The 16204-nt window shown below is 63.7% G+C and carries 14 protein-coding genes; 2 read left to right on the top strand and 12 right to left on the bottom strand.

Features of this window, described 5'->3' with window-relative positions:
- Window positions 1–64: 64 nt before the first annotated feature.
- The 5 genes from ADBZ9O_RS06830 to ADBZ9O_RS06810 form a co-directional block, all read right to left on the bottom strand.
- Window positions 65–1678, bottom strand: coding sequence for a hypothetical protein (locus ADBZ9O_RS06830; protein WP_526529621.1), 1614 nt, complete (start codon window positions 1676–1678; stop codon window positions 65–67).
- A 196-nt stretch (window positions 1679–1874) separates the two neighbouring features.
- Window positions 1875–3068: an acyl-CoA dehydrogenase family protein gene (locus tag ADBZ9O_RS06825; protein ID WP_526529619.1), complete on the bottom strand. Its 1194-nt coding sequence runs from the start codon at window positions 3066–3068 to the stop codon at window positions 1875–1877.
- A complete protein-coding gene (locus tag ADBZ9O_RS06820) occupies window positions 3065–4222 on the bottom strand; it encodes a thiolase family protein (RefSeq protein ID WP_526532913.1) in 1158 nt (385 codons plus the stop codon). Before ADBZ9O_RS06820 ends, ADBZ9O_RS06825 begins: the two co-directional genes overlap by 4 nt.
- A gap of 59 nt (window positions 4223–4281) precedes the next feature.
- Window positions 4282–5025, bottom strand: a complete 744-nt coding sequence (gene fabG / locus ADBZ9O_RS06815; protein WP_526529617.1) for a 3-oxoacyl-ACP reductase FabG — start codon at window positions 5023–5025, stop codon at window positions 4282–4284.
- Between the two features lie 4 nt (window positions 5026–5029).
- Window positions 5030–6235, bottom strand: coding sequence for an acyl-CoA dehydrogenase family protein (locus ADBZ9O_RS06810; protein ID WP_526529615.1), 1206 nt, complete (start codon window positions 6233–6235; stop codon window positions 5030–5032).
- Window positions 6236–6478: 243 nt separating this feature from the next.
- Here ADBZ9O_RS06810 and ADBZ9O_RS06805 point away from each other — a divergent pair, with 243 nt between their 5' ends.
- On the top strand, window positions 6479–7300 hold the full coding sequence (locus ADBZ9O_RS06805) for a mycofactocin-coupled SDR family oxidoreductase (protein WP_526529613.1): 822 nt from the start codon (window positions 6479–6481) through the stop codon (window positions 7298–7300).
- 49 nt (window positions 7301–7349) lie between these two features.
- On the opposite strand, the gene ADBZ9O_RS06800 is transcribed toward ADBZ9O_RS06805, so the two are convergent.
- Window positions 7350–9863, bottom strand: a complete 2514-nt coding sequence (locus tag ADBZ9O_RS06800; protein ID WP_526529611.1) for a YncE family protein — start codon at window positions 9861–9863, stop codon at window positions 7350–7352.
- A 121-nt stretch (window positions 9864–9984) separates the two neighbouring features.
- On the opposite strand from ADBZ9O_RS06800, the gene ADBZ9O_RS06795 reads away from it, so the two are divergent.
- Window positions 9985–10380 (top strand): hypothetical protein, encoded by a 396-nt coding sequence (locus tag ADBZ9O_RS06795; protein WP_526529609.1) that lies wholly within the window; start codon window positions 9985–9987, stop codon window positions 10378–10380.
- 32 nt (window positions 10381–10412) lie between these two features.
- Here ADBZ9O_RS06795 and ADBZ9O_RS06790 read toward each other — a convergent pair whose 3' ends face one another.
- The 6 genes from ADBZ9O_RS06790 to ADBZ9O_RS06765 form a co-directional block, all read right to left on the bottom strand.
- Window positions 10413–11348 (bottom strand): alpha/beta hydrolase, encoded by a 936-nt coding sequence (locus ADBZ9O_RS06790; RefSeq protein ID WP_526529607.1) that lies wholly within the window; start codon window positions 11346–11348, stop codon window positions 10413–10415.
- Entirely contained in the window at window positions 11345–11983 is a 639-nt protein-coding gene (locus ADBZ9O_RS06785; RefSeq protein WP_526529605.1) for a TetR/AcrR family transcriptional regulator, read from the bottom strand. The genes ADBZ9O_RS06790 and ADBZ9O_RS06785 overlap by 4 nt, the downstream gene beginning before the upstream one ends.
- Window positions 11980–13257 carry a flavin-containing monooxygenase gene (locus tag ADBZ9O_RS06780; protein WP_526532911.1) on the bottom strand — a complete coding sequence of 426 codons (1278 nt, stop codon included), beginning with the start codon at window positions 13255–13257 and terminating at the stop codon, window positions 11980–11982. The genes ADBZ9O_RS06785 and ADBZ9O_RS06780 overlap by 4 nt, the downstream gene beginning before the upstream one ends.
- A 221-nt stretch (window positions 13258–13478) precedes the next feature.
- The gene (locus ADBZ9O_RS06775; RefSeq protein WP_526529603.1) at window positions 13479–14573 is read right to left on the bottom strand and encodes a phosphotransferase family protein; all 1095 of its coding nucleotides are present in this window, start codon (window positions 14571–14573) and stop codon (window positions 13479–13481) included.
- On the bottom strand, window positions 14570–15415 hold the full coding sequence (locus tag ADBZ9O_RS06770; protein ID WP_526529601.1) for an SDR family NAD(P)-dependent oxidoreductase: 846 nt from the start codon (window positions 15413–15415) through the stop codon (window positions 14570–14572). Before ADBZ9O_RS06770 ends, ADBZ9O_RS06775 begins: the two co-directional genes overlap by 4 nt.
- On the bottom strand, window positions 15412–16179 hold the full coding sequence (locus ADBZ9O_RS06765) for an SDR family NAD(P)-dependent oxidoreductase (RefSeq protein ID WP_526529599.1): 768 nt from the start codon (window positions 16177–16179) through the stop codon (window positions 15412–15414). Before ADBZ9O_RS06765 ends, ADBZ9O_RS06770 begins: the two co-directional genes overlap by 4 nt.
- Window positions 16180–16204: the final 25 nt, after the last annotated feature.

Below are 16204 nucleotides of genomic sequence, written 5' to 3'. Positions count from 1 at the left end.
ATCCCGCCTTCGCCGCCGAACTTACTGTCGTCATTACTGTACGGACGTCAGCTCGGCGAAGGGACTAGACGTCCACTGTGCGAGTTGTCCTCAGATCGTCGATGCGGGCGGTCGCTGACACCGGCTGGAACTCTAGTACCGGCGCGGGGGCAGCCTGACCGATCACAACGCCACTCGTTGGCCCAGCCGATGTGGCCAATGGGACCGTTTCGCCCAGGTCACCGTAGATGCCTTGGCAACCAACGCCTTCGCACTTGCCGGTGGACGGGTCGATCCGCCCCGCGAAGATGTCGTTGGTCCAGCCTGCGATGAGGGTCTGCGCGGCAGCTTGATTCTGCGGTGTCGGGAAGCCCTGATAGATATGCGATGCGAGCTGGATGATCAAGGTGCCGCCCTGCATGGCGTCCAGATGCTTGCCGTCGGTGAGCACCATGCCGTTGAAGTTGCCCGGCCGGTCTTCGTTCAGGGCGACGTCCACCTTGCTGATCGCAGCCTTGGGTGCGCCCAGTTCCAGCACCGGAATGTAGGTGTCGAGGCCGTGCAACTTGTCCAGCGCGTTGGGCAGGGTGTCTCCCGGAGGCGCCGCATCGAGCAGAATGACGCCGGCCAGATGATTCTCGGCACCGCTTGCGATGATCGCATCCGCGTAATAGCCGGCAGCACCGGAGACCACCCCGCCGCCGAGCGAATGTCCGACCAGGACGAACTGATCCGGCAGGGCAACACCGGCGCCGTACTGGCGACCGTAGCCCGCCGCCAACGCGCTGGCAGTCAGCGCATCGCGATCGCCGAGGAACAAGTTGGCTGTCGCGCGGTACACCTGGTCATCACCGAGCCAGAAACCACCCTCGACGTATCGGTTCGACGACAGGGTCGGCACGACGACGACGCTGTTGGTGCTCTCCGCCAGGAACGCTGCGGTCCAGCTGTACATCGCACTCACCCCGAGGAAACCGTGCTGCAGCAGGATGATTCGCTGCGGCGGTTCGTCGGTGTCCGGGTAGTACCAGTCGGCCGGTACGGTGTGTCCTTCCGCGAGCTCCAAGGTGGAACTGCGCACGGTGACCTTGCTGCCGGGCGGGACCACAGGCGGCCCTGAGGCGATCGTCACGACCACCCCGACGAAGTCGTAGACGATCGACTGGACCAGGTCGGGCAGCGACCCGAGCAGATCGTTGAGTGAAGCTCCGGCCGGCGCGGCCGGCACCTCTGCCGCGGTGGCCGTGATCGCCGAGGCTGCCGAGCTGAGCACCGCTGTTGCCAGGCGCGGTTCAGAAGCCTTACTGGACGGGCTGACCTGTGCGACCGCGGGTGACGTCGCGGGTTGGGCGTCGGTGACCTCTTTCGCCGGCGTGGTGTCAGCCGGTTCCGCGGTCTCGCTGGGATCAGGCGAGCTCACCGTGGTGGCGGGGGTTCCCACCGCCGGTTTCGGCGCCGCCTGCACCTTGTCGGTTTTGGTGGCTTTGCTGGTCTTGTTGGCACCAGATGAATCGCCAGAGCGGCTGTTGGATCGCCGCGGGCCCGGTGAGTCACTCTTGTCCGACGAACTCGCGCTTGCCCCGGCCTTAGAGGTGTCCGCCCCCGTATCGGCGCTCGCAGTTTCCGCTCCAGCAATCATCGCGGCAGATACTCCCGCCGCAACCGCTCCTGCACCCATCCACACCGATAAACGCGCCACGCGTACTCCCAAGCTCTGTTTCGTTGACAAGTGTCAAGTTAGAGCATTCACAGGAAGGAGTGGACAGTTTTGGCAAACTGCCGTCAATAACGCGCACTCAGATCGACCCACCCCCGTCGCGCGAGCAGACGCAAACACCCCCGAAAATGGGCTCAAAGCTGGGCGTTTGTGTCTGCTCGCCAGAAAAGGGCGAGGCTCAGATTCGGTAGTCGGCGAGCAGTCTCTTGCTGATGATGTTCTTTTGGATCTCGCTGGTGCCTTCACCGATGAGCAGGAACGGCGCATCCCGCATCAACCGTTCGATCTCGTATTCCTTGGAGTAGCCGTATCCGCCGTGGATGCGAAAACTCTGCTGGGTGACCTCCGCGCAGGCCTCGCTGGCGAAGTATTTCGCCATCCCCGCGGCGACGTCGTTGCGCTCACCGGAGTCCTTCAACCGGGCGGCGTTGACCATCATCAGATGTGCCGCCTCGACCTTGGTGGCCATCTCGGCGAGCTGGAACGCGATGGCCTGGTGTTCGGCGATCGGCTTGCCGAAGGTGTGTCGTTGCTGGGCGTATCGGGCGGCCAGTTCGAAGGCCCTGATACCCACGCCGCAGGCCCGCGCCGAGACGTTGACACGGCCGACCTCGACGCCGTCCATCATCTGGTAGAAACCCTGACCGGGCTTCCCCCCCAGGACGTCACCCGCTGCGGCCTGGTAACCGTCGAAGATCAGCTCGGTGGTGTCGATACCCTTGTAACCCAGCTTGTCCAACTTGCCCGGAATGACCAGTCCGGCAACGACTTCCCCGAAACCTGAGGGCTTCTCGACGAGGAACGCAGTCAGGTTGCGGTGCGGCTTGTCTGCTCCCTCATCGGTTTTCACCAGGGCGGCCACCAGGGTCGAACTGCCACCGTTGGTCAGCCACATCTTCTGCCCGGTGATGGTGTAGCCGCCATCGGCGTTGCGCACACCGCGCGTGCGGATGGCAGCCACGTCGGACCCGAGCTCGGGTTCAGACATGGAAAACGCACCACGGGTCTCGCCGGTGGCCATCTTCGGCAGGTAGTACTGCTTCTGCGCGTCGGTGCCGTGCTGGCGGATCATGTACGCGACGATGAAGTGGGTGTTGATCACCCCGGAGACGCTCATCCAGCCGCGCGCAAGTTCCTCCACACACAGGGCGTAGGTCAACAACGACTCGCCGAGGCCGCCATACTCTTCGGGGATCATCAACCCGAACAGACCCATCTCTTTCATCGCATCGACGATGGCTTGGGGATAGGTGTCGGAGTGTTCCAACTCCTGGGCGTGCGGAATGACTTCCTTGTCGACGAATTGCCTTACCGTCGAGAGGATTTCGGCCTGAATCTCCGAAAGACCCAGTGTCTGCGCCAGTCTGGTCATCTACCCACCCGCTCGAATATCGCGGCCAGGCCCTGGCCGCCACCGATGCACATCGTCTCCAGACCGTAGCGGCCGCCGCGGCGGTTCAATTCGCGCGCCAAAGTGGCGAGCATCCGGCCCCCAGTCGCACCGACAGGATGCCCCAGTGAGATACCTGAGCCGTGCACGTTGGTCCGCTCCCGGTCGGCCGCGGTGAAATTCCACTCTCGCATCACCGCAAGAGCCTGTGCGGCAAAGGCTTCGTTGAGTTCGATCAGATCGATATCGCTCAATGCCAGGCCGGCTTTGGCCAGCGCTATGTCGGTCGCGGGTACCGGTCCGATCCCCATGATGTTGGGTGCCACCCCGGCCACCCCCCAGGACACCAGCCGCACCAGCGGTGTCAGACCCAGCTGGTCGGCCTTCTCCGGAGTCGTCACGATGCACATCGACGCCGCGTCGTTCTGGCCACTGGAATTGCCTGCCGTCACCGTCGCATCCGGATCCAATTTGCCCAGAACAGGTTTGAGCTTGGCCAGTGACTCCACCGTGGTGTCCGCGCGTGGATGCTCATCGGTGTCGATCACCTCGTCACCGGACCTGCTAGGCACCGTGACTGCGATGATCTCCTCTACCAGGATTCCGTTCTTCTGCGCCGCCACGGCCCGCTGATGCGAGGTGACGGCCAGCTCGTCCTGTTCGGCGCGGGTGATGCCGTATTCGCGGCGCAGGTTTTCGGCGGTCTCCAGCATGCCGCCGGGTACCGGGTAATCCCGTCCGCCGGCGGTGGTACGGCCCCTGGCCAGCCCGTCGTGCACCGCAACCCCGGAACGTGCTCCACCCCAACGCATATCGGTGGAGTAGAACGCGACGTTGCTCATCGATTCCGCACCACCGGCGATCACCAGATCGTTGCTCCCGCTGGTGACCTGCAACGCCGCTTGGATCACCGCCTGCAGACCCGACCCGCATCTGCGGTCGACCTGCATACCCGGCACGGTGATCGGCAGACCCGCATCGAGTGCCACCACCCGCCCGATCGCGGGGGCCTCACTGTTGGGGTAGCAGTGCCCGAGGATGACGTCATCGATTGCAGCGGAATCGATCTCCGTGCGCTGCAGTAGACCCTGCAGTGCCGCCACGCCAAGTTCGACGGCGGTCAACGCCTTGAACATGCCACCGTAGCGTCCGATCGGCGTCCGCACCGGCTCACAGATCACCGCTTCTCGGGTGCTCACATGAACCGCCCGCCGGTCACTTCCATCACCGTGCCCGTCATATACGACGACAAATCCGAGGCCAAAAACAGTGCGACCTTCGCGACCTCATCAGGCTCACCAGCGCGGGCCATCGGTACCTCGGCCACCTTCTCGTCCCAGATCCGCTGTGGCATCGCCTCGGTCATCGCCGAGCGGATCAACCCCGGCGCGATCGCGTTCACCCGCACGCCAAGGTGAGCGAGCTCCTTCGCGGCCGCCTTCGTCATCCCGACGATGCCCGCCTTGGCCGCGGAGTAGTTGGTCTGACCGACCAACCCGACCTTGCCCGACAGCGAGGACATGTTGATGATCGTGCCGCTCTTGTTCTCCCGCATGATCGCCGCAGCCTTGCGCAGCCCGTTCCAGGTGCCCTTCAGGTGCACGGCGATGACCTGATCGAACTGGCCCTCGGTCATCTTGCGCATCGTCGCATCCCGGGTGATGCCCGCATTGTTCACCATGATGTCCAGGCCGCCGAAACGCTCCACCGCGGCACTGATCAAAGCCTCCACATCGTCACCAGAAGTGACATCGCAGCGGACCGCGATAGCGACGCCGTCACCACCGAGTGCCGTCGCGGCAGTTTCGGTCGCGTCCAGATCAAGATCCCCGAGCACGACGCGGGCGCCTTCTGCGACGAGGCGCGCCGCGATCGCATAACCCAACCCCTGCGCACCGCCGGTCACCACCGCGGTCTGACCATCCAGCAACAACGCCATCCGGCTACCTGCCCTTCTGTTGTCTCTGCGCGGCCTTGACCAGACCCCCGCCGATGATCAGTCGTTGTATCTCACTGGTGCCCTCATACAACCGCAGGAGTCGAACCTCCCGATAGATTCGCTCGACGGCCACGCCCCGCATGTACCCTGCGCCGCCATGGATTTGCACCGCGAGATCGGCGACCTGGCCGACCATCTCGGTGCAGAACAGTTTCGCCGCCGACGGCGCGATCCGACGGTCCTCGCCAGCCACCCACTTGCGAGCGGCTTCGCGGACCAGTGCCTGGCCCGCCATCACACCGGTCTGCTGATCGGCGATCATCGCCTGCACCAGTTGGAAATTTCCGATCGGCGTGCCGCCCTGGGTGGCTGTCGCTGCGTACGCGACCGACTCGTCCAGTGCGCGCTGCGCCGACCCCACCGCCAGCGCGGCGATATGCACCCGCCCGCGGGCCAACGAGACCATCGCGGCGCGATAACCGACATCTTCGCTGCCACCGACCAACGCACTGTCCGGAACCCGCACGTCAGAGAAGTTCACATCGGCGGTCCACGCGCCCTCCTGACCCATCTTGGCGTCCTTGGTTCCCACCGCGACACCAGCAGTATCGGCCGGGACGAGGAAGACCGCGATCCCAGCTCCGTCGGCGTCGGCGGGCCGGGTGCGGGCGAACACCACGAATAGATCGGCGGTCGGCGCGTTGGTGATGTATTGCTTCTGTCCGTTGATCACCCACGCCGCGTTCGCCCCGGAACCATCACGCACAGCCTTGGTCCGCAGCCCTGCCGGATTCGATCCGGCGCCCGGCTCGGTCAGCGCGAAGGACGCGACAACCTCGCCCGAAGCAATGCCTTCGAGCCAGGTGCTCCGCTGCTCGTCGGTGCCGAAACCCACCAGCACCTGCCCCGCGATGCCGTTATTGGTGCCGAACATCGACCGCAGCGCCAGGGAGGTGTAGCCGAACTCCATCGCCAGTTCGACGTCCTGCATGAGATTGAGACCGAGGCCACCCCACTCCTGCGGGATCGCGTACCCGAACAGGCCCATCTTCTTGGCCCGTTCGCGCAGATCATCGGGCACCCGATCCTCATCGAGGATCTCCGACTCGCGTGGTACCACTGCCGTCCGGACAAACTGGCGGGTCTGCGCCAGAATCTCCCGGAAGTCCTCGGCACTGACCTCAGCGGCAGCCGCATTCTGGGCGGTCATCGTCGGCATGCTCCTCGCATCTGTGGCCCGTTCGCGTGCAACTTTACAAACTGAGCATCGAATGTCACGCTCGCTAGGCTATCTGGCCAGTTCGTACCCGAACTGTCTCGTCGAGCGACACTTATCATAAGCATTACTGTGAGTGTTTCGATAAGGCTGTTGACGTATGCCGCGTCGCCAGCCTAACCACTACCCGACCCGACGGCGCCACCGCGTCGGGATAACCAACGTCAAGGAGCGTATGTGAGCGGAAGACTGTCGGGCAGAGTCGTTTTCATCACCGGTGCAGCACGAGGCCAGGGCCGCGCACACGCGGTCCGACTGGCCAACGACGGCGCCGACATCATCGCCGTCGACTTGGCCGGTCCCCTTCCACCCAGCGTGCCCTATGACTCGGCGACGCCAGAGGATCTCGCCGAGACCGTACGTCTGGTCGAGGCGACCGGACGACGCATTCACGCCACTGTGGCCGATACTCGGGACCTGGACGCGCTCACCGAGGCCGTCGATCGCGGCGTCGCCGATTTCGGGCGCCTCGATGTCATCGTCGCCAATGCCGGGATCACCGCTCCCCAGGCGTGGAACCAGATCACCCCGGAGTCGTTCAAGGACGTGATGGACATCAACGTCAACGGCACGTTCAACGCGGTGATCGCCGGCGCCCAGAAAATCATCGACGGCGGCCGTGGCGGGTCGATCATCCTGGTCAGCTCGGCTGCCGGGATCAAGATGCAGCCGTTCATGATTCACTACACCGCCAGCAAGCACGCCGTGACGGGGATGGCGCGCGGTTTCGCCGCCGAACTCGGTCAGTACAAGATCCGCTGCAACAGCCTGCATCCGGGCGCCGTCAACACCCCGATGGGCACCGGCGACATGATGGGCGCCCTGACCAGGGCCAGCGAAGCGAACCCCAATCTGATGAGCATGGTCACGCCGTTCCTGCCGGACTTCATCGCCGAGCCCGAAGACATCTCGGATGCGGTGAGCTGGCTGGCCAGCGACGAATCCCGGTTTGTCACCGCCGCCAAGATCGCCGTCGACCTGGGTGCGACGGTGTTCTAGCGCACGGCTGCGACGGAATGAGCCACAGTCGTCTTCCAGCACCCTCTGCCTAGTCGGCCAGCTTCGTCTGCGTCACCACATAGGTGGAAGTGCCGCCGGGACGGGCACTGTCGAAGTAGATGTTGTTCAGGTTCCAGGTGGTGTTGCCCATTTTGAGGGTGAAGTTGCCGTAGTCGCGGTAGATCGGGTCGGAAGTCCAGATCTGCACCCCGTAGCCGGGGTCCACGGTGGCGTCGATTTCCTGGCTGAAGGTCTTCGCCTCGGTCCACGTGTGCTGGAACTTGACCTGCACTTGCACGGTGACCTTCTCGAAGATGGCCTTTTCGACATTCTGTATCTGTATTTGGACGCTGTCCTGGATGGATTCGGTGACCGTCCGAGTGGTGGTCGTCTTCAAAATGATGGGGTTCGACGTTTGATTTTCCAGCCCGTTCCCGTACTGCTTGAGTTTGTCGTGAGTCAGCAGTTCGGAAGTCGCGGTGAAGTTGCATGTCGCCATGGCGCTGCCACATAGATCGCTGAGTGTCTGGCCGATCTGCTGCGCCTGGCTGTTCTGATTCGCGTCGAGCGTGATGACGGTCCCGGGGGGATCCATCAACGCGACCCTGTAGTCACCCAGCGCCGCACACTGATCGCCGCCGCTGCCGCACCGCGCGATATGCCGGGTGGTGTTGACGTTCTCCAGCACCACATCGATCGGCGCCGATGCCGTCGGCACACTGAAGACCGGCTCAACGAGGTTGTTCTTGAACCCGTAGACGATCACTTCGAAGTCCACGTAAGAGCCCGGAGCGATGACTGTCCCGACGCCCGGGCCCCCTGCCTGGACCTTGCCGTCGGTCAGGAATTTGGTGAGTGTGATCGGCTGGCTGCTCAGGTTGTACACCTGAAAGCCGTGTGTCGAGCCAAGCAGCCCCGGATCGGTGCTCGGCGGCACAGGGGTCAACGTGGGCGTGATGGAGAGGTCGGTGATGGTGTCGCTGAGGAAGTTGGTGACGAATGCCCTTGTGCCATCCGAAGAGAGGGCGATACCGGTCGGCGTACCACCGGCCGTGGTGTCGATGCGTCCGGTCAACGTGTTGGTCGCGGTGTCGATGATCGCGACGCTGTTGGTGTAGGACTGCGCGACGTACACGTGCTTGCCGTCGGCGCTGACCGCGATGGCGCTCGGCTCGCCGCCGACGGTGATGGTGGCGATCACCTGGTTGTAGGTCGCCGAGCCCGCGTTGGTATCGATCACCGAGACGCTGTTACTCAGGTAGTTCGCCACATAGGCATAGCTACCGGCACCGGTGGCGCCGGTGCCGAACGCGATATCCCGTGGGCTCCCACCCACTTTGATGGTCGTGACTGCGTTTCCGTTCGCCGGATCGATCACCAACACCGTACCGGTGTCGGTGCCATCACCGGCGTTGAGGACGTAGACCTTGCCGTTGGCGTCCACGGCAAGGGCGTTACTCCCCGCGCCTGCTGCCGCCGAGCCGAGTATCGCACCGACCGTTCCGATAGCCGTCGGATCGATAACCTTCACCGTCGACCCGCCAGCGGTGCCAGTGGTCAACACGTAGACGCGAGAGCCGTCCGCCGAGAGCGCCAGATCGGTTGGTGCGTCGCCGGTGTCGGTGCTACCCACTACCGAGCTGGTGATCAGCGGCCCGCCATCGGCCACCACGCCAGAGGTGAGCGTGACGACCGTCAGCGTATGGTCGCCCGCCCCGCTGGGGGTATCGGTCGATGCGATGTACAGCGTCGAACCCGTCGCGTCGGCGGCCAGAGCGATCACCTTCGGGACGATGGTCCCGGTGACACCGTCGGCGTCGGTAATGGACTTGGTAAAGGGGATGGTCGCGATCACCGTCTTGTAGGTTGTGCTCGTCGGATCGGTATCGACCACCGAGATTCTGTTGTCAGTGTTGAGGACAAATCCCCGTTTACCGTTGCCGCTGAGCACGATCGACTGCGCTCCGGTGCCATTCGTGTTGATGATGGCGCCTTGCGGGCCCGTGACCGCAACGGTCACGGTAACCATCTTGGTCGGGCTGCCAAAGAGATGGAAACTGTTGTCGTGGTATGCAATTGTGAAGGTATCGACACCACCGGCCGCAGCGAGCGCGGCACTGGGGGTATAGGTGTAGATACCGTCGAAGTTCACCACCACGGTCCCCTTGGCGGGACCGGTGGCCACCTGGTAGCCGACCGCGTCGTTGTACGGGTTCGTGATGTTGACCGAGCCGACGACTGTGGACGTCACCGTCTGCTGGATCTGCACCGGCGACGAACTGAGCTCGCCATCGGACAGCACCCTGCCGATTTCGCGGCGCGCCCACGCCAACAATGACCAGGACGCCGGATCGCCGCTCGGCACGACAGGGTAAGTCTGCGCAGCAGTCAGCCCGAAAACGCTGAGCAACTCATGCACCACGCTGGCGATGGTGGGCGCAGGGTCAGCCGTCGCCACGACCTGGGCGCTTGGCAGTTCTTGCGTAGCGACGACGGCCGGCGACGTCGTTGATTCCGACTGACTGGACTCGTTGCTCACCAACGACTTTGGTGTCCGCGTCACCCGGGCGGTGGTCGCACGGACAAGGGTCGGAGCCTCGGCTACCGCAGCCGAAACGATGGACTTTGTCGACGCTGTCGAGGCGCCTGCTGATTGCGCAGGCTTCGACCGCTGACCGGCCTGTGTGTTTGAGCCCGAATGTGTCGATTTGGTACCCACCGATTTGACACCTGAGGACGCTGACGAACCGGTCGATGAATCGTCCGGTGCCGCGAGAGCGGTGCCGCTGCCGATGGCGACAAACAAGCCAGCCGCGACCACCGCACCCGCGCCGCGCGATGCGATCTTCAACCCGTCCATCGATCTCCTCCGGCAACGTAGCAATGGCCAACCGGAGATCAACGTAACCCTTCAGCCGCCCCGCGGCGACCTCATGCAGCAAATTTACCTTGCCGTTCATGTCGCGTTCGGCTATGCCGATAACTCGCGCAAACGCGTCCCTGTTTCCGCATCAGCCTGGGCCGATGTCGGCAGTATCGATACTGTCGACAATTTTTCGCTCTTATGCCGCACTGAATGACTTACATAGCAAACAATAATCTGCCTGCCCAGCTAGAGCGCGACCGCCGAAACTCGCACGGGTTCGGCCGCCGTCGAACGCTGGAGGAACCTCACCTGATCGCCGGCGGCCTTGTCGAACCAGTCGTGGCCGGGCCAGACGTCGAAATGATCACACGGATAGCGGTGCACCAGTCCCCTGCCTTGCACCGCCGTCTTGGCGACGGAGTCAGCCGGTACAAAGCGGTCGAAATCGGCGATCTGCACCAGCAGCTTGGCCCGGAGCGCCTTGGCGTACGCCTTGGTCTTGATCATCGACAGTTCGAGTCCGACTGTTGCATCGACTTCGTTGCGCCAGGTCGGGCCTGCCATCGACACGTAGCTGTCGTAGGCACCGGATAACGCCAATGCCCCAGGCTCGCCCGGATGCGCGACCACCGGCATCATGATCGGCGCCTTACCGCGCGCCACGGCCAGTCGGCTGCGCACCCCGTCCACCGTTGACCGCAGCGCCGTCACCGGGCTGTACTGCGCGATCACCGCACGCCCTGTCGCCAACGAATTCGTCAGCGGTGTCATCGCGATAACGGCGACGATATCGTCGCGGCCGGCCGCCACCCGGATCACATGCCCACCAGATAGCGACGACCCCCACAGGGCGACACGATTAGCATCGACGCCGGGCAGCCGTTGCGCGAAGGCCACTGCCGCCTGGTAGTCCGCGACTTGGCGGTTGATGGAAATCTGTTGCCGCGGATCACCTTCGGAGGCTCCAAACCCACGGTAGTCGAAGGCCACCACATCCAGGCCCGCCGCGCTGAACTTCTCGGCGAACGGGGCAAGACCGGAATCTTTGGTACCACCGAAACCGTGGCCCATCACCACCACCGGCTTACCGGCCGGCCCGGACAGTGCATCTGACTCAGCGGCGAAATACCATGCGCTGCAGACGGTACCGTCAGAACTGAACTGCATCTCGGTGAATGTCATGCCGTCTCCTGAGACCATTCCGGCATCCAGGTGATGCCATAGAGCGTGCTGAGCCAGATGGCGGCGGCGCCGTCCATCAACTGAGCCCGCATCAACGGGCCGCCAAGGGTGAGTCGTTCCAATATCCGGTCGTTGACCTCCAGCAGCACCGATGCCAGCACCGCGGCGTCAAGGCCGTCCGGCGCCCGGCCTGCGGCTCGGTCGGATCGGATCATGGCCGCGACGGAGTCGACGAAGGATGCCCTGGCACTATCCCAGATCTCGTGGATGGAGCCGCCGGTTCCGCGCGCCTCCAACATGGCCTTCAACAGGTGCCGGTGGCGCTCCCCCATCGCGAACAACCCGTCGAGCATGGTCCGGACGCGGTCCTGCGGTGATCCAGTTGCGGTGGTGAAAAGATGGTTGACGGACAAGGTTTCGTCGATCATCTGTTCCATCAGGGCCGCGACCGCCGCAGCCTTGTTCTCAAAATAGAAATAGAACGCCGACCGGGTGACCCCAGCCTCCTTCGCGATCTCGGCAACGTTGATGGCGTCGAGGTCGCTGCCCTGCAGCCAGCGATCCAGGGCCGAGAGGATCGCCTCCCGACGTAGATCACTGCGCTGCGGAGGTCGCCGGTCGGTCTGCGATCTCATCCGGCGGCCAGCACCTTCGTCTGTGCGGCAGCACGTTTCAGTCCGGCCTTGAGCTCACGCGTGCGGATATCGTGCTCGTAATAGAAGTAGTCCACCTGCTGGGTATGCCGCGGCCGGTCGGTGCAGTGTCCGGCATGGATCTGCTGGTCTGCATCGATCACCCGCTCCATCTCGGCGACCGGGGGCAGCGCGTACTTCCCTGCCGCGTAGGCGGCGAGCACCCGCGACTGGCATTCGACAAACGGGAACAACGTAGGGATGGCCTGCGCGAAGCCGATGAAGACCAGATTGTCGATACCGGGGGCGAACATTCGCTTGTAGAGCCGAATCTGGTTATCGGGGGCGTCGACGACGTCAGCGTCGAAGAACGGAAAGGTGATGTTGTATCCGGTGGCGTAGACGATGACGTCGAAGGTATCGCTGGTGCCGTCCTCGAAATGAACGGTGTCACCGTCGAGGCGGGCAACATTCGGTTTCGGGATGATGTCTCCCGAGCCGAGCCGCAGCGGCAACTCGACCGATTGCGTCGGATGTGCTTCGAAGAGTTTGTGATTGGGCGCTGGTAATCCGTACTTCGTCGGGTCGGCGCCCACCAGTGGCGCAAACAGTTGCGCAGCTTTGCGCTGCCACGACAGCGGCAGGTGCGGCGAGGTCTTGAAGAACTTGTCACCAGGTTGGCCGGCAATGTATTTCGGCACGATCCACGCGCTGGATCGAGTCGACAAGGTGACCGTGTTCTGTAGGGACTTCGACGAGAGCTCGACGGTGATATCCGCCGCGCTGTTGCCGATCCCGACGACCAGGATCCGCTTACCCGTCATCTCCACCGGGGCGTGAGGATCGATGTAGTGGTGCGAGTGAATGGCTTCGCCGGTGAACGTGCCGGGAAAATCTGGCAACCGGGCGTCCCAGTGATGACCGTTGCCCACCACCAGCAGGTCGAATTGCCTTGTGGCGCCGGCCTGATCCTCGATTTCCCAGCCACCGTCATGTGGTCGGGCGTGCACCACCCTGTTGTTGAACTCGATATTGTCCAGCAGCCCGAACGCATCGGCGTAGGAGTCGAGATATGCCTTGATATCGGAATGATGCGGGAACGACGGGAAGTGCTCCGGAACCGGAAAGTCCTTGAAGGCCAGCCGGTGTTTGGACGTGTCGATATGCAGTGAGCGATAGGCACTGCTGTGCCCGTTGGGGTTGCCGAACGCCCAGTTCCCGCCGATCCGGTCGGATGCTTCGAATGTCGTGTACGGAATACCGTAGTCCGACAGCATCTTTCCCGCCGTCAGACCGCTGATACCCGCACCGATGACCGCGGTACGCGGACGTGAGCCAAGCACAATCGCACCTCCTGTGTGATCGGAGACACTATCGACCTTTCTGACGCGCGTCAATGGTTACTGACGCGCGTCAACACATCCCCCGCGAGCAGCCAGAAAAATCCCCTCGCGTGCGGCGTGTCGGGGGTACTTTGCGACTGCTCGGCGAGGAACGGTTACCCACGCGCAGCATGCGCGGCCCGCACCAGATCCACGGTGCCCAGTTCGCGGATCGCCTGGCAGCCGCGCCGCAACATCGTGGCAACCATATCGTCGCCCCGGTCCGTGCCGACAGCGAACGCGAACCCCAGCGCCGAGATCAGCAGAGCCTGGATCATGCCGTATCGATAGTCATACCAACATGTTTCGCGGTCGTAGTTGGTGACGCCGTAGCTCAGCAATGCCTCGTGATAGGCCGTCACCAGATCGTCCTCGACTCGGGCCCGCACGTCGGGTTCTAAGCTGGTGGCCGCGAAGTACGCCAGATCGCGCGCCGGTAGACCCACGCCGAGCGTCTGCCAATCAACGACCCAGATAGCCGAGTTGTCGGGGTGGAACAGCAGATTGTCGAGCCGATAGTCTCCGTGGATCAGGCTGAATCGGCCGATATCGGTCAGCCACGGCGTGACCAATGCCATCGCCTCGACGAAGATCTCCTGGTCGGCCGCGCTCAACTTCGCGCCGAGTTTTTCGACCGTGATGTCTGCGCTCAAGATGGCGACATCACCAAGACCCTTTTTCGAGGCGTCGTCCAACATCGACATCGCCAGACCCGGGAACGTCAGCCATTCGTCCTGGTTCCAGGTCGGGGCATGCAAACCGGCGATCGCCCTGGCGGCCAGCAGCGCTTGCGACTCACCACAACCGAGGATCTGATCACCCTGGACGGCGGGTGCCTCATCGGTCAACAGCAGCGCGTAATTGGCTGCGTCCTCGGATATCTCGCAGTGAAAGGACTGGGGAATCGGAACCTGCACCCGATGCGCCACCGACTGATAGAAGGCACATTCACTGCGATAGCCCAGGACCACCCGGTCTCTGACGGTGTCGTCCTGAGCGGGCAGTTTGATGATGAAGGTGCCCGGCAGGTCACCGGGATTCCCTGCGTAGGTGGCCGCGATGCGATAGGTGGCACCGGTCTGGCCGGTGCCAACCGGCGTGACATCGACATCGCGGACGTCCACCGGGGCGCCGCTACCGCTCAGTACCGACGACAGCCACGCACTGGTGACCTCGGTGGGGTAACGGGGTATCGACACCGCTGACGTCATCGAACTTCTCCTTCCAATACGGAAAGTTGTTGTCTGCGTTGCTTGGCGACAAAGCCGATGGACATCCGCTGCAGCACACCAGGTGCCAGCCGGGCAAAGAGCCACGCGGCGTGGGCAGTTCGGGGCACCACGAGTAGCGCCTTGTTCTTCTCGATCGCGTGCAGGGTGTCGCGTGCCAGCCGGTCGGGATCGTAAAAGCTCTTGCTGCCCTGCCCGCTGCTGTAGAACGCGCGGCCGTCGAAACCGTCGGGCAGGCCCTTTTCCAGGATCGGGGTTTCCACCGCGGTCGGGCAGATCGCCAGCACGCCGACACCGTGCGCCGCCGCCTCCGTGCGCAGTGCCAGGGATAACCCGACAATGGCGTGTTTGGTGGTCACATAGCTGGTGATCAGGCCGGCCGCGGCCAGGCCCGCCATCGACGCGGTGTTGATGATGTGTCCGTGCCGCTGCCGGATCATCACCGGATAGGCAGCGGCGACGCCGTGCACCACCCCGCGGATGTTGACGTCGATGATCGCGTTCCACTGGTCCAGCGTCAGCTTCTCGGTATCGGCGGCAAAGGTGATACCCGCGTTGTTGAACATCAGGTCGAGACGACCGGTCCGGGCCACGACATCATCGACCGCGGCTTGTACCGCCGCCGCATCGGTGACATCCATGCGCATCGAGCGGGCCTTCGTACCCAGCGCATCGGCGGTGCGGGTGGCGGCGGCCGCGTCGATATCGGTGCAGAGCACCTCGGCGCCCGCGGAGATCAGCGCCCGCGACAGGGCCGCGCCGATCCCCGAGCCGGCGCCGGTGACGATCGCCTGCTTACCGGTAAACGACGGCGTCGCCGTCAAGACACAGCCATGCGGTCGATATGACCGAGCACATCGGGATAGCGCTTGAGATGCGCACCGCCGTTGATGTCGAGGACCTCACCGGTCAGCCAGGACGCCTTGTCCGAGCAGAGATACAGCACGGCGTCGGCGACATCCTTGGGGTTGCCGACCCGACCGAGCGGCGTGTTCTCCAGATAGTCCTCGAGCACTCCCTCAGCGAGAGTGACCAATTCAGTCAGCGGGGTGTGCACGAAGCCCGGCGAGACGGCGTTGACGCGGATATTGCGCGGCGCGAACTCCAACGCCGCCACCTGTGTGAACATCGCCAGCCCAGCCTTCGCCGAGCAGTAGGCGCTCATCCCCGGGGCGGCCTGGCGGGCATTGAGCGAGGTGATCGAGACCAGGGAGCCACCGTCGCGCAGCTTCTGCCCCGCGTATTTGGCGACGATCACAGCGCCCGTCAGACAGCAGTCGATGACGGCGCGGAACCGGTCCATATCGAGTTCGGTGATCCGCCCGAAGTCGCCGAAACCGGCAGTGTTGACGACGACGTCGACGGGTCCCGCCTGTTCGAAGAGTTTGGCGACGGTGCTCTCATCGGTGACGTCGACCGCCGCTGACGAATGCGGGGCGCCGAGTTCACGGGCCCTGTGTGCCGCACCTTCGCCGTTGACGTCGGCGAAGATCACCCGATAACCCTCCGCGGCCAGACCCTCGGCGATTGCCCAGCCGATTCCCGATGCGCCGCCGACGACGACTGCGACACGTTCGATCTCGGACAACGGACCTCCAAAAAGTGCGGGTCCG

This window comes from Mycobacterium sp., from assembly GCF_965229105.1.
In the GTDB taxonomy this organism is placed as follows: Bacteria; Actinomycetota; Actinomycetes; order Mycobacteriales; family Mycobacteriaceae; genus Mycobacterium.
This window is presented reverse-complemented; position numbering and strand designations above follow the sequence as displayed.